This is a genomic window from Pontibacter sp. LHS2 (genome assembly GCF_058932845.1).
On record NZ_JBZYWG010000001.1, the window covers coordinates 1,021,020 to 1,042,421 of the forward strand.

Genomic DNA, 21,402 nt, shown 5'->3' on the forward strand with positions numbered 1-21,402 from the left:
CAATGGATTCACTGACGCAGATCGTATTAGGAGCCGCCGTTGGCGAGGCTGTGGCAGGCCGCAAGCTTGGCAATAAGGCCTTGCTTTGGGGCGCCATTGCCGGCACCATACCTGATCTGGACGTGCTGGCCAATCCACTGCTGGACATGGTAGGGCAACTTAGCTTTCACCGCTCAGTTACACATTCATTTTTATTTGCCATCATTGCCTCTCCAATTTTAGGCTGGATGCTTTGGAGGCTGTATAGAAATGAGCGTGCTTCGTTTTGGGACTGGACCTGGCTCTTTTTACTGGGTTTTACGACTCATGCTATACTTGACAGCTTTACCACCTGGGGAACCCAGCTGTTCTGGCCTTTCAGCAACTATGGCGTAGCCTTTTACAATATTTTCGTTATCGACCCGCTCTACACGGTTCCCTTCCTGATCTGCGTGATTGCAGTCATGTTTTATGACAGGCGAAACCCGAAGCGCCGGCACTGGAACAATGCAGGGCTCATCATCAGCTCGCTTTACATCGCTTTCTCATTTGCTGCTCAGGCTTATGCCAAAAATGCATTCTCTAATAGTCTGCAGGAGCAGGGTATAAGCTATGATTCAGAGATCGTAAAAGCAACACCTCTGAACACACTGCTATGGTCTGTCACGGCTGCTACAGAGGAAGGCTTTTATACAGGCTTTTACTCGATACTAGATCAGGATCGGAACATCAGGTATAGCTTTGAGCCGCGGCAGGAACAACTGCTTAGCGAATACCGCGGCCATCCGAAAATGGAGCGCCTGCTTAAAATCACCAAAGGGTATCATGCGGTGGAAGAGGCGCCACAAGGCATCTATATCAAAGACTTGCGCTTTGGTGAGTTTGACGGGTGGCAGGAAGGCAAAGGACAGTATGTGTTCGTATACCATGTTTGGCGCAAACAAGACGGCTCCCTTCAATTTGAAGAGATCAATAATCGCCCTAAGATTGACAGTGATTATCTAAAGGCTTATTTACGCCGTATTCTGGGAAATAAAGACTAAATCTAAGCGTATGACATCAGCAAGATGGTTACTTACAGGCAAAAAAGCGGTTGTCACGGGCGGCTCTAAAGGTATAGGCGCTGCGATTGTGGCAGAATTTATCGCACTGGGTGCCGAAGTACTGGCGGTAGCCCGCAAAGAGGCGGACTTGCAGCAGCTGCAAGCTGACTTTCCGGAAGGATTATCGGTGCTGGTGGCTGATGTCAGCAATGCAGAAGGTCGCCAGAAACTACTCGACAGAGTGCAGGAGCTTTGGGGCGCACTTGATATACTGGTGAACAACGTGGGCACCAATATACGCAAGCCCGTTACTGAATATACCTCCGAAGAGTACGATTTTATGATGAGCACGAACCTGCTGTCAGCTTTCGAACTGAGCCGGGGATTTTATCCTTTGCTGAAAGCATCGACACAGGGCAATATCATCCATGTGACATCTGTCGCCGGACTGACACATGTGCGGACCGGTGCTATTTATGGCATGACGAAAGCAGCGCTGGTACAACTCACCAAAAACCTGGCAGGGGAGTGGGCCACAGATGGAGTACGTGTGAACGCCGTAGCCCCCTGGTACATCAGTACGCCTCTTGCGCAGACTGTGCTGCAGAACGAACAGTATCTGCACGATGTGCTCGTCAGAACCCCCATGCGGGTAATTGGCAAGCCGGAGGATGTCTCGGGTGCAGTGGCCTATCTATGCATGCCGGCAGCAGCTTATATTACCGGTCAAACACTGGCTGTAGACGGGGGATTTACCATCAATGGATTTCATCCGGCTTAAGGTATAGAACAGGTATAAAACCGCTCTTTTGGGTGTCTAAACTATCCCCTAAAACACTGGTTTATTAATCCAAAATTTACTACTTTTGTATGATTAGGCTGCAAGAGCGCAAAACAATTTTCAGCGCTTTTTAGAACCCGACATGCATGGCAAAAATCCGATTGCTTTTACCCATTAGCGCTGCTCTGCTGCTTCTGACTTTTTCATCCTGTAAACCTATGTGTCCGATCACTTCATGCCAGGTGCGCATGGTGCATGCGCATGGTGAGCAGGAGTTTCGCGGCCAACCCATACACAAGAAGCAAAATCCTAAAATTGGCGAAAAACTGCCAAAGCAAACAGGGGAGGTGCATAAGCGCACCAATGACAAAAGTCAGCGCAAGAATTAACGAATATTACAGGCTTTCGCCTGAAGAGTATATCTACCAACACAAAACTATTATTTAGACCTTGAACATGAACGAAGGCGAACGAATAATACCGATCAACATTGAAGACGAGATGCGCGGTGCATACATCGACTACTCAATGTCTGTTATCATTTCCAGAGCCTTACCCGATGTGAGAGACGGCCTGAAGCCAGTACACCGCCGTGTACTGTACGGTATGTCAGAACTGGGGGTATCCTATAACAAGTCCTACAAGAAATCAGCACGTATCGTAGGAGAGGTGCTGGGTAAGTACCACCCGCACGGTGACTCCTCGGTGTACGAGACCATGGTACGTATGGCCCAGGAATGGTCGCTGCGCTACCCACTGGTAGACGGTCAGGGTAACTACGGCTCCATAGACGGTGACTCACCAGCTGCGATGCGTTACACAGAGGCTCGCCTCAAGCGTATAGCCGACGAGCTTTTGGCTGACCTGGACAAAAACACGGTGGACTTTGTGCCGAACTTCGATGACTCCCTGAAAGAGCCATCCGTGATGCCGGCCAAGTTCCCGAACCTGCTCGTGAACGGTACATCCGGTATTGCAGTAGGTATGGCCACTAACATGGCCCCACACAACCTCACAGAAGTGATCAACGGCACGATCGCCTACATCGATAACAAAGATATCACGGTAGCTGAACTGATGCACTACATCACAGCCCCTGACTTCCCGACAGGTGGTATCATCTATGGTTATGATGGCGTGAAAGCTGCTTTCGAAACTGGCCGTGGCCGTGTGCTGATGCGCGGACGAGCTATCTTCGAAACCTCTCCGACAGGCAAAGAGCAGATCATCGTGACGGAGATTCCTTATATGGTCAACAAGGCTTCCCTGATTGAGAAGACAGCAGGACTGATCAACGAAAAGAAAATTGAAGGTATAGCTGACCTTCGCGACGAGTCAGACCGTGACGGTTTGCGCATCGTGTATGACTTGAAGCGTGATGCTATACCTAACGTAGTACTCAACAACTTATACAAGTACACCCAGCTGCAGTCTTCGTTTGGCGTGAACAACGTGGCCCTGGTAAAGGGTCGTCCGATGACGCTGAACCTGCGAGACCTGATCCACCATTTCGTAGATCACAGACACGAAGTAGTAATTCGCAGAACGCAGTACGAACTGGACGAAGCGAAAAAGCGTGCGCACATACTGGAAGGCTTACTGATCGCCCTCGATAACCTGGATGAAGTGATCAATCTGATCCGTTCATCGCGTGATCCAGAGATTGCTCGTAATGGCTTGATGGAGCGCTTTGCCCTGTCAGAGATTCAGGCACGTGCGATTCTTGACATGCGTCTGCAGCGTCTGACTGGTCTGGAGCGTGACAAGATTCAGGCAGAGTACGCCGAGATCATGAAACTGATCGACTACCTGACCTCTGTTTTGAATGACGAAGGCCTGCGTATGCAGATCATCAAAGATGAATTAAATGAAATAAAAGAGCGCTACGGTGACGTACGTCGTACCAGCATAGAGGCTTCTACCGGCGATATCTCTTACGAGGATATGATTCCGGAGGAGAACATGGTAATCACAATCTCCCATGAAGGTTACATCAAGCGTACTTCGCTGAGTGAATACCGTAGCCAGAGCCGTGGCGGCGTGGGCTCACGTGGTGTTGCTGCCTCAAAGGAAAGTGACTTCACAGAGCACCTCTTCGTATCGAGCACGCACCACCATATGTTGTTCTTCACCGAGTTCGGGCGTGTGTTCTGGATGAAGGTATACGAGATTCCGGAAGGAGGGAAGACCACCAAGGGACGTGCGATCCAGAACCTGATCAACATTGAGAAAGAAGACAAAGTGCGTACGGTGATCAATGTACGTGACCTGAAGAATCAGGACTTTGTGCTGAACCATAACCTCGTATTCTGTACGGAACAAGGTACTATTAAAAAGACCGTGCTGGAGGCATACTCCAGACCGCGTACCAATGGTATCAATGCGATCACGATCAACGAAGGCGACCGTCTATTGGATGTGCAGCTCACAACAGGCAACAGTGAAATCATCATTGCGCTGGAGTCAGGAAGGGCGATTCGCTTCAACGAGCACCAGGTACGACCGATGGGTCGTAACGCTGCGGGTGTTCGTGGTGTAACACTAGCTGGACCAGAAGACAAAGTAGTTGGTATGGTTTGTGTAGAAAACGAGAGTACAGAACTTCTGGTAGTCTCAGAAAATGGCTTCGGAAAGCGTTCGTTGATGGATGAATACCGTATAACGAACCGCGGCGGAAAAGGAGTGAAGACCCTGAACGTAACCGAAAAAACCGGTAAACTTGTAGCCATTAAAGGGGTAGTAGATACCGATGACCTGATGATTATTAACCGATCAGGTATAACAATCAGACTTCGCGTAGCGGATATCCGTGTAATTGGTCGCGCCACACAGGGTGTAAGACTGATCAAGTTAACGGAAGGTGACCAAATTTCTTCTGTAGCCAAAGTAGAAATGGAGAATGAAGAAGAAGTGGCAGAAGCCCTGATGGAGCAATCTGAACTAAAGCCTGAAGACTCCTTACAACCTGACACTCAGATAGATCCTGAGGTGTCAGAAGATGAAGTTTAATCTGTAAAATGGAATTTTATTTTATTTATTAATCGTTTAACAAACAAACAAAAACCAATCTCTGAATAGTATGAAAAAAATACTGATGACAGCCATGGCAGCCGCGAGTGTTCAGGTTGCTGTCGCTCAAAACTCAGCCGTGAACAGCGCCGTGCTTAATCACAAGAACGGAACGCTGGACAAAGCGCTAGAAGACATCAATAAAGCAACTGAGCACAAAAAGACACAGGATAAAGCAAAGACCTGGTTCTACCACGGTGTAATCAACCAGGACCTGATCGGTCACCCGATTTACGGCAAACTGGCTACTGAGAAAACGCCGGAAGTGGCACTTGCCTCATTCAACAAAACGTTGGAAATAGATGGTAAGGACGGTCAGTTCGGTAAGCAAGTACCGGAGCGCATGGAGATGCTTTACGGTCAGATCCTGAATCAAGCTGTTGAATTCCATAACAGCCAGGATTGGGATAATGCCATTGCCAAGTACGACATGGCTTCTAAGCTAAACCCAACAGATACAACTGCTGTACTTTATGCAGCTTATGCTTCAACTGCTAAGCAGGATTATGCCTCAGCTGTCAAGTATTATGATAAGTTGATCGGTATCGGCCACACAACTGAAGACGTTTACAAAAACAAAATTCAGTTGCAGCAGGCAGTTGATGCCAGTGACGAAGAGGTAATGGCTTCCATTGCAGCTGGTTTGGAGAAGCACCCGAACAGTGTATACCTGATGCAGGAAGAGCTGCGTTACTACCTGAAAAACGACCGTGCTGATGAGGCCATGGCGAAGCTTGACAAAGCGATCGAAGCTGATCCTAAGAATGCCAGCCTTTATGCCGTTCGTGGTAACCTGCAGGAGCGTAAAGGAAACATCGATGACGCTTACAAGAACTACAAGCAAGCGGTAGAAGTTGATCCAAATAACTTCGATGGTTTCTTTAACCTAGGTGTACTGGAGTACAATAAAGGCAGTGAGTTCAACAACAAAGCCGCTAAAATGGACTATGCTACTTACAAGAAGCAGGGTGCTAAATTAGAAGCGCAGGCTAAGAAACACTACGAAGCATCATTGCCTTACTTTGAGAAGGCATTAGAAATTCAGCCGAACGATCAAGCAACACTTGCTAACTTACAGCGTGTTTATACGCGTCTGAAGCGTACTGCTGATGCTGAGAGAATCGGTAAGAAGCTGAAGAACTAATCTAATCAGATAAGTTTTGAAGAGAGAAAGGGAGTCTAAAACAGGCTCCCTTTCTTATTGCCAAATCCATTACTTAACATAATATAAATTATAAGACTAATTATATACGAGTATAAATACTCTATAATAAGTGTCACTAATAATATACTTTATGTTAAATAAGCTTAATTTTCATAAACTTCATTCTAATTAAAGCTTTCGGGATTTTATATTCCGAAGTGCTTCCTGCAACCAGTCTGTCGTCCTGTTATTTTCTTTAGCAAGTTTGATGGCTGTCTGCAGCACATCCTCAGCTTCCTTATACTCTTCGAGTCTGTAAAGCAAAAGCGCATAGGTATGGTAAAATGGTACTGTTGTTGGATCTAACTCAATGGCACGCTTGCTCCAATCTCTGGCATTAATTAGCGCCATCTTGTTCTGAATACCTGCCTGGTAGATATAATATGCAGCATTGTTTAACTTCATTGTGTATGTACTCGGCATTACTTCAAATCGTGTAATTACCTTGGTTTCAGTATACTGCCCGACCTCACTTAAATTCTCAGCCATAGCAGTTCCGGACGCCCGACGTGCTTGCTGTAACTGTTTCTCGGTGGCTACGATTTTAGCAGCTGAATCATGCGGACTTCTATCTTTTGTTTCAATAGCATGCCGCATGGTATTGACAATGATCTTGTTATTGATATCTACACGTTTAGGAATCGGCAAGGTCCTGTAAAGACTGTCTACCAACCTCGGATTTTGGCGTGCCACATTAAAAGCCTGGCCGCCAACTATCGGACCGAATTCATGTATATACACAACGTCAGAAAATGACATACTACCTGCTGCATCAAGGCTAATAGCAAAAGAATCAAGCAGTTCGTCTTCTACCTCCACTCCCATTTCCTTGCTCAACTGCAGGTACAGCCTTAAAAAGTCAACATCTCTCCGACCCTTTTTATACTCTTGACCGAAATGGCTTAAGTTATGCGTACTGTTCTTCTTATCATGGAACGCTTTGATATCATCCAGATAGCGTTGTTGAGAGGAATAGTTGCCATGATTACGATGAATCAGAGCACCATCAGGACTCAGGTATAGAAATGTCGGGAAAGCCCGGACATTGTATTTGGCGGTCAGTCGATTAGCAGCTGAGGACCTGTAAGGTGCTTTGAAGTTCAAGAATTGCTTGTTATAAGCCTTTACAACCTCAGGATGCTCAAACCCTGCCCCCATCATCTGCACACGCAATTGCTTGGGTATATCCTTGGAAATCTCAGGTCCGGACAGCAACACAAAAATAGGCTTGTCCAACTGCTGCCCTTTTACCAATACTACCTCTAATGAATCCTGTTCAAAATTTAAGTTTTGAGAAAAGGCGTTGTTGCAAGTGAATAAAATTAAGAAAAGGATCGCCAAGTTTGCTTTCATGCCGAGAATTGTGGTAGCCATTGTATATCTTAAATATAGCTAAAACAATATTATTAAAAGCTGAACCATTCCATTTTCTTATTTAACATATAAAAAAACAGCCAGACTATTTAAAGCCTGGCTGTTTCTATAGCTGTTAAAGTTATACTATATTAGCTGAATGGTATGGTGGTCAATCCCTGGTGATTGTGCAAAATACTGCTCGACGTTCGACTGCTTATCAAGCATGGCGTAATCATCATCGCCACCTCTTACCCATCCTACTAGTGCCAGTGCTATAGCCGTCGCGATCGCTATTACAAAGGCTGGCCACCAACCGTCTACTTTAAAGTTACCTACTAGTTTATCGACCAGTTTGATCATAATTGCCGTTACAATCAGGCTGATGATAGCTTCCAGCAAAAAGAAAGAAACCAGGTTAAGGACACCGCGCAATAGCCATCCAATGGTAGCATTAAACAAACCAATCAAAAAGGCCACCCACAGGGCTGTTAAAAAGCTCTTGACATGTACCTGCGGTAACATATAAGCCAATAGCAGGATGACACCGGCGCTTACTAATAAATTGAGTATAAAGTCCATAGTTCGTATTGATTTAGTGACAAATTTCTGTCCTAATACGGAAACGGTCGACTATAGATATTCTAAAGCTGAAATTTGCACCAGAATAAAGCTATACTACTCTTTCAAATAACTTTTTTTCAACTTATTACGGAAGGAGTCTTCAAATTTCAAAACTTTAGGGCGGGCTATTGATACGACATAAGGATCATCGGGATTATTGCGGTAGTAATCCTGATGGTAATCTTCTGCGATCCAAAATTTGCCTGCAGGCTTGAGCTCTGTCACGATACGGTTCCGGAAAGTACCGGCGTCTTCGAGGGCGCGCATATAGTTACGTGCTTGATTTCGCTGCGTCTCATCGTGAAAGTATACGGCAGAGCGGTACTGCTTGCCCACGTCAGGTCCCTGTCGGTTGAGCGTAGTAGGGTCGTGTGTGGCAAAAAACACTTCGAGCAATTCCCGATAAGTGATCACGTCCGGCCTATACCAGATACGCACAGCTTCTGCATGGCTGGTTTTACCACTGCTGACCTGCTCATAGGTCGGCTTGTTCTCTGTTCCGCCTGTGTAACCAGACTCGACACGGTCAACGCCCTTCAAGCGTTCAAAATAAGCCTCGGTGCACCAGAAACAGCCTCCTGCAAAAGTAGCTTTGCTTAAGCCAAGGGTATCAGCGCTGTCACCATAGTTATAAGCGCTCTCCTGCAATATAGTACGCTGCTCCCCCCCCGACTCGGTACACCTCCAGAGCAGTAATAAAAAAGGGAATAAAAGAAATGTATATTTTCGATTCATACGCCACAAGCCTTATTATTGGCTACGCTAATTCAACAGATTGGGATTGGTTTTTGTTAAAAAATAGAGGCTTCTCCCCTCTTACATACTACTGCTGCCAAAGTTTTTAAATACCATGCTTTTTATCCGCGATCACTTTATCTAGTTCCCATTCCACACGTTTCCTGAGCGGCTCGCGTCGCACATCACAGTTAGATTTGGTGCAGACGGGACATGACACTTCTATGCAGGGATCTGTATGGATGAAAAGCTCAATATCAGGATCAATCTGCTCCCGCACGAGCGCCCCAACCGCTTCCACTTCTTCGTGCGCTTCTAACACAGTGAGGTACCAGGGCACTGTCAAGTGACAGTCGATGTGCAAGGTGTTGCCGTATTTGATTACACGCAGGTTATGAATGTCAATCCAGTTTTCGCGTCGGTTATCATTAAGCACCCCTACGATGCGTTTCAATAGTTCATAGTCGGCTTCATCCATTATACCTGCCAAAGAGGCCCGCAGAATACGGTACCCCGTAAAACAGATAAAAGCGCCGAACAAAATGGCAACGACACTGTCTAGCCACACCTGACCGGTCAGGTATAGTAAGAACAAACCCACCAGTATACCAGCTGTTGAGTAAGCGTCTGTCTTAAGATGCTTCCCCCCGGCAATCAGAACCATAGAGTTTGCCTTGTTTCCCCGCTGCTCTGTAATATACCCTACCACGAAATTGATAACGCCTGAAAAGGCGATCAGGTATATACCGGCATCCAGTCTGGAAATCACCTGTGGCTCAAAGAGGTTATAAATAGACTTGAATATAATTGCCCCTCCTGCTACAAGTATAAGGGAACCTTCCAGCGTAGCTGCTACAAATTCTATCTTGCCATGTCCGTAAGGGTGATTCAGATCTCTAGGCCTTGCCGACAGTACCAAACTGTAGAGTGAAAAGCCACCGGCTACAACATTAATGATGGACTCCAGGGCATCAGTCAGAATGGCGTTGGAATTGGTAAGGTAAAATGCGAGAAACTTAGCCAGCAATAGGAGAACGCCCACAACCAGTACAAGCAGTTGCATGCGGATATTTTCACTCTGCTGCCGCGGCACTTTCTTCATTGCCATTTAAGTTTCTAACAGGTACGTGTCGCACTTTCCTATACCTTACAAGGTAAAAGGTATAGCAGCTGAAGACAAGCATAATTAAAATTAACGATAAGATTGATTGGCAATGAGCTTAGCTCAAGGTATCGGCAAGGTCGAGCCAATTGGGATTCATGGATTCTACCAGGCGGAAATGCTCCTCCGTCCCGATAGATTTAATATGACGTTCACGCACGAGCGCAATTTCCTTCAGATCATAGTGTTCGTAATACACGAGTTTAGCCTGGCCAGGCTGTCCACTGACATGGGATATCTGTTGCAGAAGGTTTTCAGAGATGCCAATGCTTAATTGTGGCTGCGTCTGATCACCCATTATATAGACATAAAAGTGATTTGCGTGCTGATTTGGCTGCATAAATTCAGGTGAGTTAGTAGAAAGGTATACGAAAGATGCACTACCTGGTTAAAAAACCTGCAGCCATTGGCGGGCATCCTCAGATAGGAAAAAAGTACGCATAGCAATACCTGTACTCTTATCAACGGTATTGTCTATTTCTAGCTGGGTGAAAAATTCGTAAGAATATATCCAGGCAAAATACTTAACACCTGCCTCCTGCAAAGACGGAATCCATACCTGATTCATCCACTTCGTGTCACCTGAGTGTCCTGTCACCTTTGAGTTGTCATTCAGAATTTTGTAAATGCCATACTCCTTGACATAATCAAGAACTTTGAGACATCCTTCATGCCCTTTGGCCGTGTTCAACCATCCTTGCCAATTTGAGAGCAGCAATTTCTCACTTTCGTTCACCCGAATCTCCAAAAATTCACTCTGGTGCACTAAAGGCTCCTGGTTTTCACGAACATACAACATATCAATTGCCAGTTTACTTCTACTTGTATTTTTTACCTATGTAGTAGGGCTATTGTTGCTTATTCTACACCAATCATTGAACTATCCTAATTATACCTTATTTAATATAAGCATATTTGAACTTTAATACCCTAAAATAGTATTGTAGTAGCACTGTTTGTTCTCCCTAATAATCTAAATGAATCAGTATAAAGATAACTTTTGTCAAATAAGCTACACAGCCGAAACCAATCAGGTATATTTTAAATGGCTTCTTCCACCGGATGAGTCAACGTTGCTCTGTTGCTATGACAAAGGAATTGATATAGCTATTTCAAATCAGGCAGATAACTGGGTAACAGATAACAGCATCGGTTTTCACCTTGATGTATCGATGCAGCGTGCTTTTGCGCAACTGGCAGCCAGACGGCTGGAGGAAACTTCACTCAAAAGAGTGGCACGTGTTACGCCGATAGACGTGTTTCAGGTACTGGTCACAAATAAAATCATTGACCAAATCAATGATCTAACCACCAATTGCATTGAGATAGAGGTGTTTCATAACTCTCAGGATGCCATGGCTTGGTGCTCCCAAATTGCCTGTGTATCCTTAAACTAGTCTTTTAAGCATCGTACTATATTGCACTAATGGCGCTCGGACCTAAGCTGATCGAAAAACTCAACAAGCTCTACACACCAGACAGCAGGCTTGACCAGCATTATAATGGTAAGGACCTCACTATCATTACCAACGAGAATGGAGAGGCCATTACCTTGTTTATTGGCAAGAGACTAGAGGATGGTGCGATTTCGGGGGAACGTTACGTTCGTAAGATGGTGCGCGACAGCAAAACAGGAAAGCTTGTCCGGAGTCATTGGGATTTGAAAGGAAAAGTGACCCGAGGCAATTGATCTTACAGTTCCTGCATATCAAAGTCTTTGCCACGTCCATACCTGATCAGGTCATGTAACATGAATACTTCCAGGGTATGCAGATCTTTCACTTGGTATGCCCCTTCTTCCGGGATGTCCACCACTTGAAACTCAAAGCGCTCACCGTAATTTTCCATTACATATTTTTTCCCTTTCCGCAGGTTGTCAAACGATATGGCCATGTTGTGTATTCTTATTGGAGATTTTCGGCAAGTATAGGTAGCTTTCCGCTCAATTCTTAATATATGGCTATCTTTGCGATAAAAATAAACGAAGGTGTTAGAGATAATATACGAGGACGATAACTACGTAGCGGTTAACAAGCCCAATGGGTTGCTGGTGCACCGCACACGTATAGCAGAGGAGAAAAAAGAGTTTGCCTTGCAGATGCTGCGCGACCAGTTGGGTTATCCTGTGTATGCCGCACACCGCCTTGACCGCGGCACTTCCGGGGTCCTGCTCTTCAGCAAATCTTCTGAAGCCGTAACACCACTAGTCAGATCATTTGAAGAAAAACAGGTAGCGAAAACGTACTATGCCATCGTGCGCGGCTATACTCCTGAGAAAGAAACAATTGATAGCCCCATACGTCCGGATAAGGACCACAAGCACAAAGCACCACAAGACGCAGTTACGCACTACGAACGGCTAGCTACCATCGAGTTGCCTATACCTGTTGGGCGCTATAGCACAGCCCGTTACTCCCTGGTAAAAGCAAACCCTGAAACAGGCCGCATGCACCAGATCCGTAAACATTTTGCGCATATCAGGCACTATATTATAGGCGATAAGCGGCATGGTGATTGGCGCCACAACCAAATGTTTAGGGAGGAACTGGAATCTCCGATCATGCTTTTGCACTCGGCTTCGCTTGCATTCACGCATCCTGTGCATGATAAATTAGTTGAGATAAAAGCCTCCTTGCCACCACACTTTCAGCGTTTGTGCTTGCAGTTCGGTTGGGAAGAATCCCTGAAAAAAGAAGGGTTAGCACACAACCCGGTCGAAGCATCAGGTATGGCGTAGCATCTGCTTCACCATTTCGAGTTGTAGTTGGGCCACAAAATCGTTTCGGGAGTCTGCGTTGAGGGCGGTAAGCAGGTATGCCATGCGGGATAGCCGCCAGTCCTGCACTACTTCTCCATTCCGTGAACGGTATACCACTTTGAAATTCTCCTGAAGGGGCACATGCATGCAGTTACACACCTCCGTCGCCCGCTTTACAGCTTCACTCAGTTCATGCAGGCTATGGCAACCTTGCTGTTCCAGCAGGTCACTGGCGTAGCAGGTCAGGTTGCTTTCGGCTAGACTGTCAACAAAACCTTCAATGGGATTCTGGATGCTGATATGGTCGATGGTCATTAACATGGCAGGGAAGGCTTAAGGTGTTCTACTTCATTTATACGCTGGCTGTCTTGCGTTGGTGCAGTTCTCTGAGTCGTTCCATCAAACCACGCTCCTCTTCTGTGAGATGGACTGGCAGCTGTACCTCTATCTTTACGTACAAATCGCCGTGCTGGTCTGCTTTCCCGTAAACGGGCATTCCTTTCCCGCGCAGGCGCAGGATCTTGCCATTCTGAGTACCGGCCGGTATTTTGAGTTTAAGTTTGCCTGTGAGCGTGTTTACCTGTACTTCCCCTCCCAGAATGGCAGTATACATGTCTAGGTTCAGTTTTGTGTGCAGGTTATCTCCCTGGCGCTCAAAATCTGGAAAAGGCTGTACCTGAACGCGTATGTACAAATCGCCTGCCGTACCTCCTCCCATGGCTGGACCGCCCTTGCCCTTGATCCGGAGTACTTGTCCGTCCGTCACGCCCGGCTTCGTGGTGATACGCAGTTGCTGACCATTTACGGTTAATAAACGAGCGGTGCCGCTATAAGCTTCCTGCAGGGTGATGAGCATTTCGGCTTCGTAATCCTGGCCTTTGGGCGCTTGTCTGCCAGAGCGGAAGCCACCACCCTGTTGCGAAAACCCTCCTCCGAAAAACTGCTCAAAGAAGTCAGAAAAACCGCTGCCTCCCCCAAACATATCCCCCATATCGCCTTCGTAGTAAGTACCGCCATAGCCGCCACCCGGTCTACCCTGGTGTTGCCCGCCCTGCTGAAATTGGCGCCAATTCGTACCCAGTTCGTCATACTGTTTGCGTTTTTGTTCATCCCCCAATACTTCATAGGCCTCGCTGATGTCTTTAAACTTCTCTTCAGCAGCTTTGTCTCCTTTGGTTTTGTCAGGGTGATATTTCTTGGCTAAAGCACGGTAGGCCTTTTTAATGTCAGCCTGTGAGGCAGATTTCTCAACGCCCAATATTTTATAATAGTCCTTGTACTCCATGCTTGTATAGGTATAAAGGTCAGTTACAGGTATAAAACGCAAACCTGCACTATGAGTTAAGCAGATATAAAACAAAAAGCACCGCCCCGAGAGGCAGTGCTTTTGATCATTTGTTCATTCTTGATTTTAGATGGTGTCTGTCACAACAAGTAGTGCATAGATTACACCTGGAATCCAGAAGAGCAGTGTCAGGATAAGGCTGATCCAGAACTGGGTGCCCAGACCAACGTGCAGGAACACTGCCAACGGAGGAAGCAATACAGCCAGGATGATCTTGATAATGCTCACACCGCCGCCACGACGATCCTGTTTCATTGCTTCACGCACCTCTTTCTTGAACTCCTTCTTCTCTGCTTTGGTCATGTTGGCAATGCGCTCTTTTGCCATTGCCATCGCCTCTGCTTCTGTCAACTTAACTTCTTCTTTAGCAACCGGAGCAATTGGAGCTACTTTAGGAGCTGATGCAACCGGAGCGGCAGGTGCAGCAGCGCTAGCCATCAGCAGCGGTTCCTCTACAGCATTTTCAGTTGCTTTCTCCTCTGCTGCGGCCATCGCAACCTCACTCAGAGAAATTTCAGGGGCTACCTCCTGCTGTGCAGCAGGCTTTTTCATGTCATGATAAGGAGCTTGCTTATGACCAGCGAACTCGTAGTATTTGGCGGAGCTACAGGCAAACATCATTTGCGCGGCTATCAGAACAAATACCAGATTAAGTAAACTTTTGATCTTCATAGTTTTAGGTTTTAAAGGTATTAAAAATAAAAAGATTGAGCACCTCCTAAGGGTGTATGGTATAGAAAGAGATAGCGCTATGCTTATATGCAAAACTCTTCATATATAACATACAGTACTGCAATACAGGATATTTTGTTCTCTAAATAGCATTCTCTATAAGCAAAGCTCTGTTCCGAAGCACCACTTCCTGCAATGTACTGGCGAGTAATTCCTGTATTTGCTGCCAGCGGGCACCCCCTTGCTGCGGGAATTTCTGGTTTACCTCGAGCTCGATGCCGACATATTCGTTGGGTTTGAATTTGCGGCGCAGGTAGGTTGGAAATCCATCCGATATGCCAAGATATGGATAGTTGAAGCGTACCAAGAGTTCTTTGTCGGCTTTGTTTAGAGCGGCTTTCCACTCTTTGCAGTAAGCCTGTTCATGCTGGCGCTTCGGGTCATAGAGCAGCCCAATGTCAGCTTGCCGATCCTCTCCGTCCAATGTCGGGGTAAAGGTATGTACTGCCACATGCAACATGCGACGTCCTGCGGACACAAAATCAGAGACCATTTGCTCCACCTGCTCCCGGTAGGGCTTGTAGTGCTTCTCTAGCAATCGCTCCTTTTCAGCGGGCGGCAGCACCTGTGTAAAGTCAGAAAAAAGCTTGGCATGGTGCAGCGAACGGTTCAACTCTACCAATAGCCTGCTTGTTTCAGAATAGAACCCTACATCAGCTATTGGCTTCATGGTTTGATACAGCTCCAGTGCACCAATATCATAGCCCTGGTGTGTTTCTAGTATTTCCTCCTGCCCATGAAAGAGTGGCGCATAGGCAGACGGGATCAGGTTTCCTCCGTGTTCGCAAGTGAGTAATAGTCTCAGCATGGCTTTTCAGGTATAAAAACACCGCCCTGCTCCAGGCAGCGTGAAAGACTCAGGTATACGCTTCGTATTTTTTGCTCTGTCGGATTTTCACCTAAGGCTTCGATAATACGCTTGGATAGACAACCGCGTGATAAGATCACATTCAAAGCGTGGGCGACATGGGGCTGCTCTTCCAGATTGAGCGTTTCAGTAGTGATATGTTTCCAAAGCTCACCCACCGTGCAGTTATCTTTGCAGTCAAAACCAAAGCAATCTATAAAATCACGGTCATTGATGATAGTCTCCTGTCCGCTGTGCACTACTTTCAGGAAGAGGTCAGACAAGCGGTTTTCGTCCCATTGTTTTAGCTTGTCCAGGCTTACCCAGCGCTCCCCTACCAGCGCCTGTATGGCTGCAACAACAGCCTGCAGCACGGCCAGGTCAGCTACCGGACTCTCCTGAATATCGATGATGCGGATTTCGATGGCGTTGCGGTCAAAGCGGGCAATGGCACCGCGGGAGTTTAAAAACTCTTCCTGCAGCACACCTTCCGGATCATAGGGTGCCACCGCTTGGTACATGCGATTCAGAATCTGCTCTTCGTAATCTTTGTGTGTGAAAACGGCTTCGGGCACTACCTTGCCGGCAATGGCAGGTATTTTGTCCTGGTTATGGCGGTATACCTCCAGTCGGGTGTCCAGCATACCGGACAGCTTCCCATCCAGCATTGGGGATGAAGCTGCCAGGGCAGGTATAAGGGGCAGTACCATTCGGATGGCGGCATGCAGTTTGCCGAATTCCTCGTCGTTACCGAAAGGCAGGTTCAGGTGTGTACTCTGAAGATTGGCCCAGCCATGACCGCGACAGTCAAAGATTCTGTTATAAGCTTCGTACACGGCATTGTGCTCATGCGGCCACAGCTTGGTTTCGCTGAAAGGATCCATCAGAGGATGGGCTCCCGTCGGCAAAAGAATCGCATTGTGCTTTTCGAGCAGCTGATTTATTTTCCTGACATGCTCCTGAAAATCGTTTTCCAGTCCCAGCAAGGTATGGGTCGGCGATTGCGTTTTGAGTTCCACCACATGCAGTACCAGTTCATTGGACCAGGCCATTTTGCCGAACTCCACATCTGACACGTAGGCACCCACCTCCTCGTGAATCAACTGGTCAGTGATGGGCCGCACTTGTAATGTGTCCCTGTCTACGATCATATATTCCATCTCCACACCATAGCCTTCAAACAGGTGCAGTGTTGCGGTTTTAATACTCATCTGTTCTAACGTTCTTGTTGTCATCTATGCGTTTCTTTATGGATTTAAGAATAGAGGTATAAAGCTCCTTTTTAAGTATCTGATCCTCGCAACCGGCGTCGATGCTTGGATTGTCGTTCACTTCAATTACATAGGCCTTACCATCCATCTCCTTTATATCCACACCATAAAGCCCGTTGCCAATCAGGTTAGCTGCTTTGATAGCCGTGTGCAGTACCACGAAAGGAACGTCTTCAAAAGGGACCGTTTCGTGATCTCCCTCTGTATCGTTTTTCTTTTTGCCGTTCCAGTTATAGATCTGCCAGTGCCCCTTGGCCATGTAATACTTACAGGCGTAAAGCGGCTGCTTGTCCATGATTCCGATGCGCCAGTCAAAGTCAGTCGGTGTGAACTCCTGTCCGATGATCAGTTCAGAGTCTAGCAGCATTTCGTCTAGCTCCCGCTGCAGGCCTTCGCTGTCTTTGGCCTTTACGACACCTTGCGAAAAAGAGCTATCCGGCTTTTTGAGCACGCAAGGTATACCGAGTTCCTGCTCAACAAGTTCTCGGTTGTCTTTGTGAATGATCATGGTCTTGGGAATAGGCACTTTGGCTTTGGTGAGCAACTCCGCCAGGTATACCTTGTTCGTGCAACGTAGGATAGAGATTGGATCATCAATCACCACCAGTCCGTCAGCATAGGCTTTGCGCGCAAACTTATAGGTGTGATGATTAACGGAGGTCGTTTCACGGATAAATAGCGCATCGAACTCTGGCAGGCGCCGGTAGTCGTCTTTGGTGATCATCTCCACATAGAAACCCATCGCTTCACCGGCCTCCACAAAGTGCTGCAGGGCTTTCTTGTTAGATGGCGGCTCTTTTTCATCCGGATCAACCAGGATGGCCAGATCATAGATTTTGTTTCGTCCGATTTTGGCGCCTGAAAAACGGTGTCTGGCAAAATAGGACTTCGCAAAACGCAGCAGGTAGCGCCAGTGGTGCTCAGGTACGTCGTTGATAGGTATAGCTGATATGCTTTGCAGTACCCACTCATCTTTATATACAAACTGTGCCCTTAACAAAGGCGCCTGGAACAGGTCGTGCAAATGCTTGCAAAGCTTCTCGTACTTTTTGGCGACATTCTGCCCGAAGTAGATACTGAGTGTAAAAGACTTCGACCGCAGACTTCCCAGGGTTTTCTGAATCAGGTCATTGAGCTCTACGGTAATGGCCCGCACGATTGTAGGGCTCTTAAGATCCTGCATGGTAGCTACGCTAGGTATAGGCTTGTGTCCCCGTGCTTCGGCAAGCAGCGACACGTAATAACCCGCACTCTGGTATTTGTAAGAGCGACAGAGGTTAAAAATTCGGGCATTCTTAATATCCGTATAAGCAGTATCCGTCAGGTAGGTTTGGACATCCACCACTTCCACATCTTCAATCGCCACATCCCAGTCTTTGGGGGAGTCCACAATTACTATTTTTCGCATAGATTATTCGTCGATGGGTTGAGATTTCGCTGGTTGTATAGCCAGCAGGTTAGCATCGTAGGTGGCCATGCCCAGCATAATGGAGTTGAGCAAATGTGATGCTTTGACCTCGTAATAGTTGTTCTGAAAAAATGGGTTCTCCTGGTAAGGATCTGCCACTACAATGTGCTTCTGGTCTTCTGCAAAGCCACAAAGCACCACAAAGTGTCCCATCGGGTAGCCACGCACATCGTCATAGATCGAGTTGCCATTTTCGTCAGTGAACTCGCGTGCGCTCTGGTATAGATAAGTAGCACTCAACCCGGTAAGGAGCGGAATGTCTCTCTCAAAATACTCTCTCAGCAGGCCTTTGGTCAGATCCGTGCAGCGTAACTCACCGCCCAGCTTCAGGAAATCAATGTAGGCTTGGGTGGCACGTCTGAACTTAGTGCCTTTTCTGAACTGCAGCTGTTGCTCCAGTTTTCCGATAATTTCCTCGTTGCTAAGCTGAAACCAGGTAGGATCGAAAATATGCAGGTTGTAGGTATAGATGCGCGCCCGATAGCCCCGCTCAAGGGCGTGACAAGCCAACAATACCTCCAGTGTCCCGCCTTCGTCCAGGTATGGCACTTCTTTGATCACCTCACTAAGTGAGATGGTATCTTTAAAATAGCGATAAACCGCATGCAGACTTGTAGGTCCGCAAGTGGAATCATCGGGTTGCGTATGGATCTTGATCGGAATCACAGGCAGCTATTTTTGTTACACTTTCTATCAGTGTGCCTGTTATACGCGGTCTATGAAAGAAGTTATCTGTATTTTAGAAAGAAGAATTAACAATATGCCGTAAGTTCAGCACAATTATTGCGCTTATTTATGCTAGCTTACATTGGGTATTGTGAGCCACAAAACGTATATTGTATTTTACCAAAACCTTGTGCGCTATGAACTGGGCTTATCGGATAACAAAACGAGATAAAGTGGCATTTGCACTGGGTTCAGTGTTTGCGATTATCATACTGGCTAACTGGTTTGCCAGCTACAGCATTGGGCGGGTAAGCAATCAGTTTCGGGAAGTTTACCAGGATCGCCTGGTGCCTTCATTGGTTATTTCGGATGTGATGGAGCGCTATTATCAAAACCGACTCACGTTGGAAGATCATATTCTATCAGATGCTGCAACAGAGCAAGACAGTTTGCATCAGGCCGTTCTGGCTAACACTCAAGAAATCGAATCCCTTATCAATCAATTTGAAAAAACCTACCTGATAGAGCGTGAAAGCGCTGGCTTGGCGACATATAAAAAGCAGTTTAAAACGCTTGTTGTCGTGCAGGATCGCATCCTGCAGTTGAGCAGTGCAGGAGACAAGGTAGAAGCTGAAAATCTGTATCGTACCGAGGGCCATCAGGCGTTCCTTCACCTGCTGGAGCCGCTGCATGAACTGATTCAGTTGCAGGGAGAAGTTGGGAAAGAGTTGTACCAGTCGGCTGACAGACAAGTTAAAACGCTGAAAGTGCTTTCTTACTTAGTAATTGGCATGTCGGTTTTTATTGCGTTGCTGGTCGCTACGCTGCTGCAGGCTACACGCAAGCTAAAAAATATCAAACCTCAGAATTTCCACTTGAATTAGGCGTCAGTACGGTAGTGCCCACCGCCTTAAGCATAAAAAAGGGAAACTCGTTTCAGACAAGCTTCCCTTTTTTGTTTATCGAGAATTAACGCAGCTACTTCACCAGCTCATTTATCGCCTTGTTGGCTCTTTCAAAATTAAAGTCAGCAATTGCCTGGTCCATTAGGTTGGCAATTTCTTTATTGCAAAGGTTGCCGATGCTGCCCTCGTGGGTATGGGTTACTGTCTCAGGTACAGTAAAAGTTCCTGCTTCAATGCGTTCGCCTACCACCTTGTAAGCATCCCGGAAAGGCATGCCCGCCAGTACTTCCGCATTCACGGCATCCACACTAAACGCATACTTATATTTTTCCTCGTCCATGATCTGATCCCGCACTTTGAGTTGTGGCAACATGAAGGACATCATTTGCAGGCAGTCCTTCAGCTCTGTAATAGCCGGAAATAGAGACTCTTTGAGCAGTTGCAACTCCCGGTGATAGCCGGAAGGCAAATTGACGAGTAGCATAGAGATCTCGGTCGGTAGCGCTTGCAGTTTGTTGCACTTGCCGCGCATGATCTCAAACACATCCGGATTCTTTTTATGCGGCATAATACTCGAACCAGTAGTTAAATTATCAGGCAAACTCACAAAAGCAAAATTTTGACTCATGTACAGGCACAGGTCCATGGCCATGCGTGCCAGCGTAGCAGCCACCGAAGCAATAGCCGTACTCACTACACGTTCCGTTTTGCCGCGGCCCATTTGTGCGTAGACCACATTATAGTTCATGGTACTGAAACCCAATAAGTCAGTTGTCATCTGGCGGTTAAGCGGGAAAGATGAACCATAACCGGCGGCCGAGCCCAGTGGGTTTTTGTCTGTTATTTTGTAAGCTGCCTGTAGGAGTAACACATCATCTACGAGACTCTCGGCATAGGCCCCAAACCACAAGCCAAAAGACGAAGGCATGGCAACCTGTAAGTGGGTATAGCCCGGCAGCAGCTTGTCTTTATGGCGTTCACTTTGCTCCTGCAATACATCAAATAAGCCTTTAACCTCATTTACCAATTGCTGCAGTTCATAGCGCAGGTATAGCTTCAGGTCAACTAGTACCTGATCGTTGCGCGAGCGGCCACTGTGTATTTTTTTACCTGCTTCGTCCAGCTTCCGGGTTAGCTCCAATTCTACCTGCGAGTGCACATCCTCCACCCCTGGTTCTATCACAAAATCGCCAGCCTCTATGCGGCGGTAGATGTTTTTCATCTCCTGCTGCAAGGCCTCCAAGTCTGATGCGTCCAACAAACCAACCTGCTCCAGCATCCGTGTGTGTGCCAGGGAGCCCAGTACATCAAAAGCGGCCAGTTGCATATCAAACTCCGGATCTCGACCCACGGTGAACTGTTCGATCTCTTTTTTGACGTCGGTATTTTTCTGCCAGAGTTTCATGGATTAAATTTTTGAATGAGTGATGGAGTGAATGAGTGAATTTCCTTTATGTCAT

Annotated in this window: 24 protein-coding genes; 9 read left to right on the forward strand and 15 right to left on the reverse strand. The window is 46.8% G+C overall.

Annotated features, from left to right (window positions below):
• Positions 1 to 2: 2 nt before the first annotated feature.
• The 5 genes from AC5FX6_RS04400 (at position 3) to AC5FX6_RS04420 (ending at position 6,016) form a co-directional block, all read left to right on the forward strand.
• Positions 3 to 1,022: a metal-dependent hydrolase gene (locus AC5FX6_RS04400; protein WP_493595806.1), complete on the forward strand. Its 1,020-nt coding sequence runs from the start codon at positions 3 to 5 to the stop codon at positions 1,020 to 1,022.
• 10 nt (positions 1,023 to 1,032) lie between these two features.
• Positions 1,033 to 1,803, forward strand: coding sequence for an SDR family oxidoreductase (locus AC5FX6_RS04405; protein ID WP_493595807.1), 771 nt, complete (start codon positions 1,033 to 1,035; stop codon positions 1,801 to 1,803).
• 146 nt (positions 1,804 to 1,949) lie between these two features.
• Positions 1,950 to 2,192 (forward strand): hypothetical protein, encoded by a 243-nt coding sequence (locus tag AC5FX6_RS04410; protein WP_493595808.1) that lies wholly within the window; start codon positions 1,950 to 1,952, stop codon positions 2,190 to 2,192.
• Positions 2,193 to 2,259: 67 nt separating this feature from the next.
• Positions 2,260 to 4,812: a DNA gyrase subunit A gene (gene gyrA / locus AC5FX6_RS04415; protein WP_493595809.1), complete on the forward strand. Its 2,553-nt coding sequence runs from the start codon at positions 2,260 to 2,262 to the stop codon at positions 4,810 to 4,812.
• Between the two features lie 70 nt (positions 4,813 to 4,882).
• A complete protein-coding gene (locus AC5FX6_RS04420; protein WP_493595810.1) occupies positions 4,883 to 6,016 on the forward strand; it encodes a tetratricopeptide repeat protein in 1,134 nt (377 codons plus the stop codon).
• A 189-nt stretch (positions 6,017 to 6,205) separates the two neighbouring features.
• Here AC5FX6_RS04420 and AC5FX6_RS04425 read toward each other — a convergent pair whose 3' ends face one another.
• The 6 genes from AC5FX6_RS04425 to AC5FX6_RS04450 all read right to left on the reverse strand — a co-directional run bounded on the left by AC5FX6_RS04425 (position 6,206) and on the right by AC5FX6_RS04450 (position 10,749).
• Positions 6,206 to 7,450 (reverse strand): hypothetical protein, encoded by a 1,245-nt coding sequence (locus AC5FX6_RS04425; protein ID WP_493595811.1) that lies wholly within the window; start codon positions 7,448 to 7,450, stop codon positions 6,206 to 6,208.
• Between the two features lie 126 nt (positions 7,451 to 7,576).
• Positions 7,577 to 8,011: a phage holin family protein gene (locus AC5FX6_RS04430; RefSeq protein ID WP_493595812.1), complete on the reverse strand. Its 435-nt coding sequence runs from the start codon at positions 8,009 to 8,011 to the stop codon at positions 7,577 to 7,579.
• Positions 8,012 to 8,107: 96 nt separating this feature from the next.
• The gene (gene msrA, locus AC5FX6_RS04435; protein ID WP_493595813.1) at positions 8,108 to 8,788 is read right to left on the reverse strand and encodes a peptide-methionine (S)-S-oxide reductase MsrA; all 681 of its coding nucleotides are present in this window, start codon (positions 8,786 to 8,788) and stop codon (positions 8,108 to 8,110) included.
• 106 nt (positions 8,789 to 8,894) lie between these two features.
• Positions 8,895 to 9,896: a cation diffusion facilitator family transporter gene (locus AC5FX6_RS04440; RefSeq protein ID WP_493595814.1), complete on the reverse strand. Its 1,002-nt coding sequence runs from the start codon at positions 9,894 to 9,896 to the stop codon at positions 8,895 to 8,897.
• A gap of 112 nt (positions 9,897 to 10,008) precedes the next feature.
• Positions 10,009 to 10,248, reverse strand: a complete 240-nt coding sequence (locus AC5FX6_RS04445; protein ID WP_493595815.1) for a GIY-YIG nuclease family protein — start codon at positions 10,246 to 10,248, stop codon at positions 10,009 to 10,011.
• A gap of 90 nt (positions 10,249 to 10,338) precedes the next feature.
• On the reverse strand, positions 10,339 to 10,749 hold the full coding sequence (locus AC5FX6_RS04450) for a hypothetical protein (RefSeq protein ID WP_493595816.1): 411 nt from the start codon (positions 10,747 to 10,749) through the stop codon (positions 10,339 to 10,341).
• 178 nt (positions 10,750 to 10,927) lie between these two features.
• Between AC5FX6_RS04450 and AC5FX6_RS04455 the strand changes: the two genes are divergently transcribed.
• A complete protein-coding gene (locus AC5FX6_RS04455; protein WP_493595817.1) occupies positions 10,928 to 11,347 on the forward strand; it encodes a hypothetical protein in 420 nt (139 codons plus the stop codon).
• A gap of 29 nt (positions 11,348 to 11,376) precedes the next feature.
• A complete protein-coding gene (locus AC5FX6_RS04460) occupies positions 11,377 to 11,640 on the forward strand; it encodes a hypothetical protein (RefSeq protein ID WP_493595818.1) in 264 nt (87 codons plus the stop codon).
• 2 nt (positions 11,641 to 11,642) lie between these two features.
• On the opposite strand, the gene AC5FX6_RS04465 is transcribed toward AC5FX6_RS04460, so the two are convergent.
• Positions 11,643 to 11,843 (reverse strand): hypothetical protein, encoded by a 201-nt coding sequence (locus tag AC5FX6_RS04465; RefSeq protein WP_493595819.1) that lies wholly within the window; start codon positions 11,841 to 11,843, stop codon positions 11,643 to 11,645.
• 94 nt (positions 11,844 to 11,937) lie between these two features.
• On the opposite strand from AC5FX6_RS04465, the gene AC5FX6_RS04470 reads away from it, so the two are divergent.
• On the forward strand, positions 11,938 to 12,687 hold the full coding sequence (locus AC5FX6_RS04470) for a pseudouridine synthase (RefSeq protein ID WP_493595820.1): 750 nt from the start codon (positions 11,938 to 11,940) through the stop codon (positions 12,685 to 12,687).
• On the opposite strand, the gene AC5FX6_RS04475 is transcribed toward AC5FX6_RS04470, so the two are convergent.
• From AC5FX6_RS04475 to AC5FX6_RS04505, 7 genes are all read right to left on the reverse strand, one after another.
• The gene (locus AC5FX6_RS04475) at positions 12,673 to 13,029 is read right to left on the reverse strand and encodes a hypothetical protein (protein WP_493595821.1); all 357 of its coding nucleotides are present in this window, start codon (positions 13,027 to 13,029) and stop codon (positions 12,673 to 12,675) included. The two genes, AC5FX6_RS04470 and AC5FX6_RS04475, sit on opposite strands and share 15 nt — an antisense overlap.
• A gap of 31 nt (positions 13,030 to 13,060) precedes the next feature.
• Positions 13,061 to 13,993: a DnaJ C-terminal domain-containing protein gene (locus tag AC5FX6_RS04480; RefSeq protein WP_493595822.1), complete on the reverse strand. Its 933-nt coding sequence runs from the start codon at positions 13,991 to 13,993 to the stop codon at positions 13,061 to 13,063.
• Positions 13,994 to 14,119: 126 nt separating this feature from the next.
• Positions 14,120 to 14,725, reverse strand: coding sequence for a YqaE/Pmp3 family membrane protein (locus tag AC5FX6_RS04485; RefSeq protein ID WP_493595823.1), 606 nt, complete (start codon positions 14,723 to 14,725; stop codon positions 14,120 to 14,122).
• Between the two features lie 142 nt (positions 14,726 to 14,867).
• A complete protein-coding gene (locus tag AC5FX6_RS04490) occupies positions 14,868 to 15,593 on the reverse strand; it encodes an N-formylglutamate amidohydrolase (protein ID WP_493595824.1) in 726 nt (241 codons plus the stop codon).
• Positions 15,587 to 16,843 (reverse strand): carboxylate-amine ligase, encoded by a 1,257-nt coding sequence (locus AC5FX6_RS04495; RefSeq protein WP_493595825.1) that lies wholly within the window; start codon positions 16,841 to 16,843, stop codon positions 15,587 to 15,589. Before AC5FX6_RS04495 ends, AC5FX6_RS04490 begins: the two co-directional genes overlap by 7 nt.
• Complete coding sequence (locus AC5FX6_RS04500) at positions 16,833 to 18,311, reverse strand: RimK family ATP-grasp domain-containing protein (RefSeq protein ID WP_493595826.1); 1,479 nt, start codon at positions 18,309 to 18,311, stop codon at positions 16,833 to 16,835. Before AC5FX6_RS04500 ends, AC5FX6_RS04495 begins: the two co-directional genes overlap by 11 nt.
• Before the next feature lie 3 nt (positions 18,312 to 18,314).
• Complete coding sequence (locus AC5FX6_RS04505; RefSeq protein WP_493595827.1) at positions 18,315 to 19,037, reverse strand: peptidase-C39 like family protein; 723 nt, start codon at positions 19,035 to 19,037, stop codon at positions 18,315 to 18,317.
• A 197-nt stretch (positions 19,038 to 19,234) separates the two neighbouring features.
• Here AC5FX6_RS04505 and AC5FX6_RS04510 point away from each other — a divergent pair, with 197 nt between their 5' ends.
• Positions 19,235 to 19,921 (forward strand): MCP four helix bundle domain-containing protein, encoded by a 687-nt coding sequence (locus tag AC5FX6_RS04510; RefSeq protein WP_493595828.1) that lies wholly within the window; start codon positions 19,235 to 19,237, stop codon positions 19,919 to 19,921.
• A gap of 94 nt (positions 19,922 to 20,015) precedes the next feature.
• Here AC5FX6_RS04510 and argH read toward each other — a convergent pair whose 3' ends face one another.
• Positions 20,016 to 21,347: an argininosuccinate lyase gene (gene argH, locus AC5FX6_RS04515; RefSeq protein ID WP_493595829.1), complete on the reverse strand. Its 1,332-nt coding sequence runs from the start codon at positions 21,345 to 21,347 to the stop codon at positions 20,016 to 20,018.
• Positions 21,348 to 21,402: the final 55 nt, after the last annotated feature.

Excerpts from the sequence above, each read along its gene's own strand:
- AC5FX6_RS04400 (WP_493595806.1), top strand. The coding sequence starts at position 3 with ATGGATTCACTGACGCAGATCGTATTAGGAGCCGCCGTTGGCGAGGCT.
- AC5FX6_RS04405 (WP_493595807.1), top strand. The coding sequence starts at position 1,033 with ATGACATCAGCAAGATGGTTACTTACAGGCAAAAAAGCGGTTGTCACG.
- AC5FX6_RS04410 (WP_493595808.1), top strand. The coding sequence starts at position 1,950 with ATGGCAAAAATCCGATTGCTTTTACCCATTAGCGCTGCTCTGCTGCTT.
- gyrA (WP_493595809.1), top strand. The coding sequence starts at position 2,260 with ATGAACGAAGGCGAACGAATAATACCGATCAACATTGAAGACGAGATG.
- AC5FX6_RS04420 (WP_493595810.1), top strand. The coding sequence starts at position 4,883 with ATGAAAAAAATACTGATGACAGCCATGGCAGCCGCGAGTGTTCAGGTT.
- AC5FX6_RS04425 (WP_493595811.1), bottom strand. The coding sequence starts at position 7,450 with ATGGCTACCACAATTCTCGGCATGAAAGCAAACTTGGCGATCCTTTTC.
- AC5FX6_RS04430 (WP_493595812.1), bottom strand. The coding sequence starts at position 8,011 with ATGGACTTTATACTCAATTTATTAGTAAGCGCCGGTGTCATCCTGCTA.
- msrA (WP_493595813.1), bottom strand. The coding sequence starts at position 8,788 with ATGAATCGAAAATATACATTTCTTTTATTCCCTTTTTTATTACTGCTC.
- AC5FX6_RS04440 (WP_493595814.1), bottom strand. The coding sequence starts at position 9,896 with ATGGCAATGAAGAAAGTGCCGCGGCAGCAGAGTGAAAATATCCGCATG.
- AC5FX6_RS04445 (WP_493595815.1), bottom strand. The coding sequence starts at position 10,248 with ATGGGTGATCAGACGCAGCCACAATTAAGCATTGGCATCTCTGAAAAC.
- AC5FX6_RS04450 (WP_493595816.1), bottom strand. The coding sequence starts at position 10,749 with ATGTTGTATGTTCGTGAAAACCAGGAGCCTTTAGTGCACCAGAGTGAA.
- AC5FX6_RS04455 (WP_493595817.1), top strand. The coding sequence starts at position 10,928 with ATGAATCAGTATAAAGATAACTTTTGTCAAATAAGCTACACAGCCGAA.
- AC5FX6_RS04460 (WP_493595818.1), top strand. The coding sequence starts at position 11,377 with ATGGCGCTCGGACCTAAGCTGATCGAAAAACTCAACAAGCTCTACACA.
- AC5FX6_RS04465 (WP_493595819.1), bottom strand. The coding sequence starts at position 11,843 with ATGGCCATATCGTTTGACAACCTGCGGAAAGGGAAAAAATATGTAATG.
- AC5FX6_RS04475 (WP_493595821.1), bottom strand. The coding sequence starts at position 13,029 with ATGTTAATGACCATCGACCATATCAGCATCCAGAATCCCATTGAAGGT.
- AC5FX6_RS04480 (WP_493595822.1), bottom strand. The coding sequence starts at position 13,993 with ATGGAGTACAAGGACTATTATAAAATATTGGGCGTTGAGAAATCTGCC.
- AC5FX6_RS04485 (WP_493595823.1), bottom strand. The coding sequence starts at position 14,725 with ATGAAGATCAAAAGTTTACTTAATCTGGTATTTGTTCTGATAGCCGCG.
- AC5FX6_RS04490 (WP_493595824.1), bottom strand. The coding sequence starts at position 15,593 with ATGCTGAGACTATTACTCACTTGCGAACACGGAGGAAACCTGATCCCG.
- AC5FX6_RS04495 (WP_493595825.1), bottom strand. The coding sequence starts at position 16,843 with ATGAGTATTAAAACCGCAACACTGCACCTGTTTGAAGGCTATGGTGTG.
- AC5FX6_RS04500 (WP_493595826.1), bottom strand. The coding sequence starts at position 18,311 with ATGCGAAAAATAGTAATTGTGGACTCCCCCAAAGACTGGGATGTGGCG.
- AC5FX6_RS04510 (WP_493595828.1), top strand. The coding sequence starts at position 19,235 with ATGAACTGGGCTTATCGGATAACAAAACGAGATAAAGTGGCATTTGCA.
- argH (WP_493595829.1), bottom strand. The coding sequence starts at position 21,347 with ATGAAACTCTGGCAGAAAAATACCGACGTCAAAAAAGAGATCGAACAG.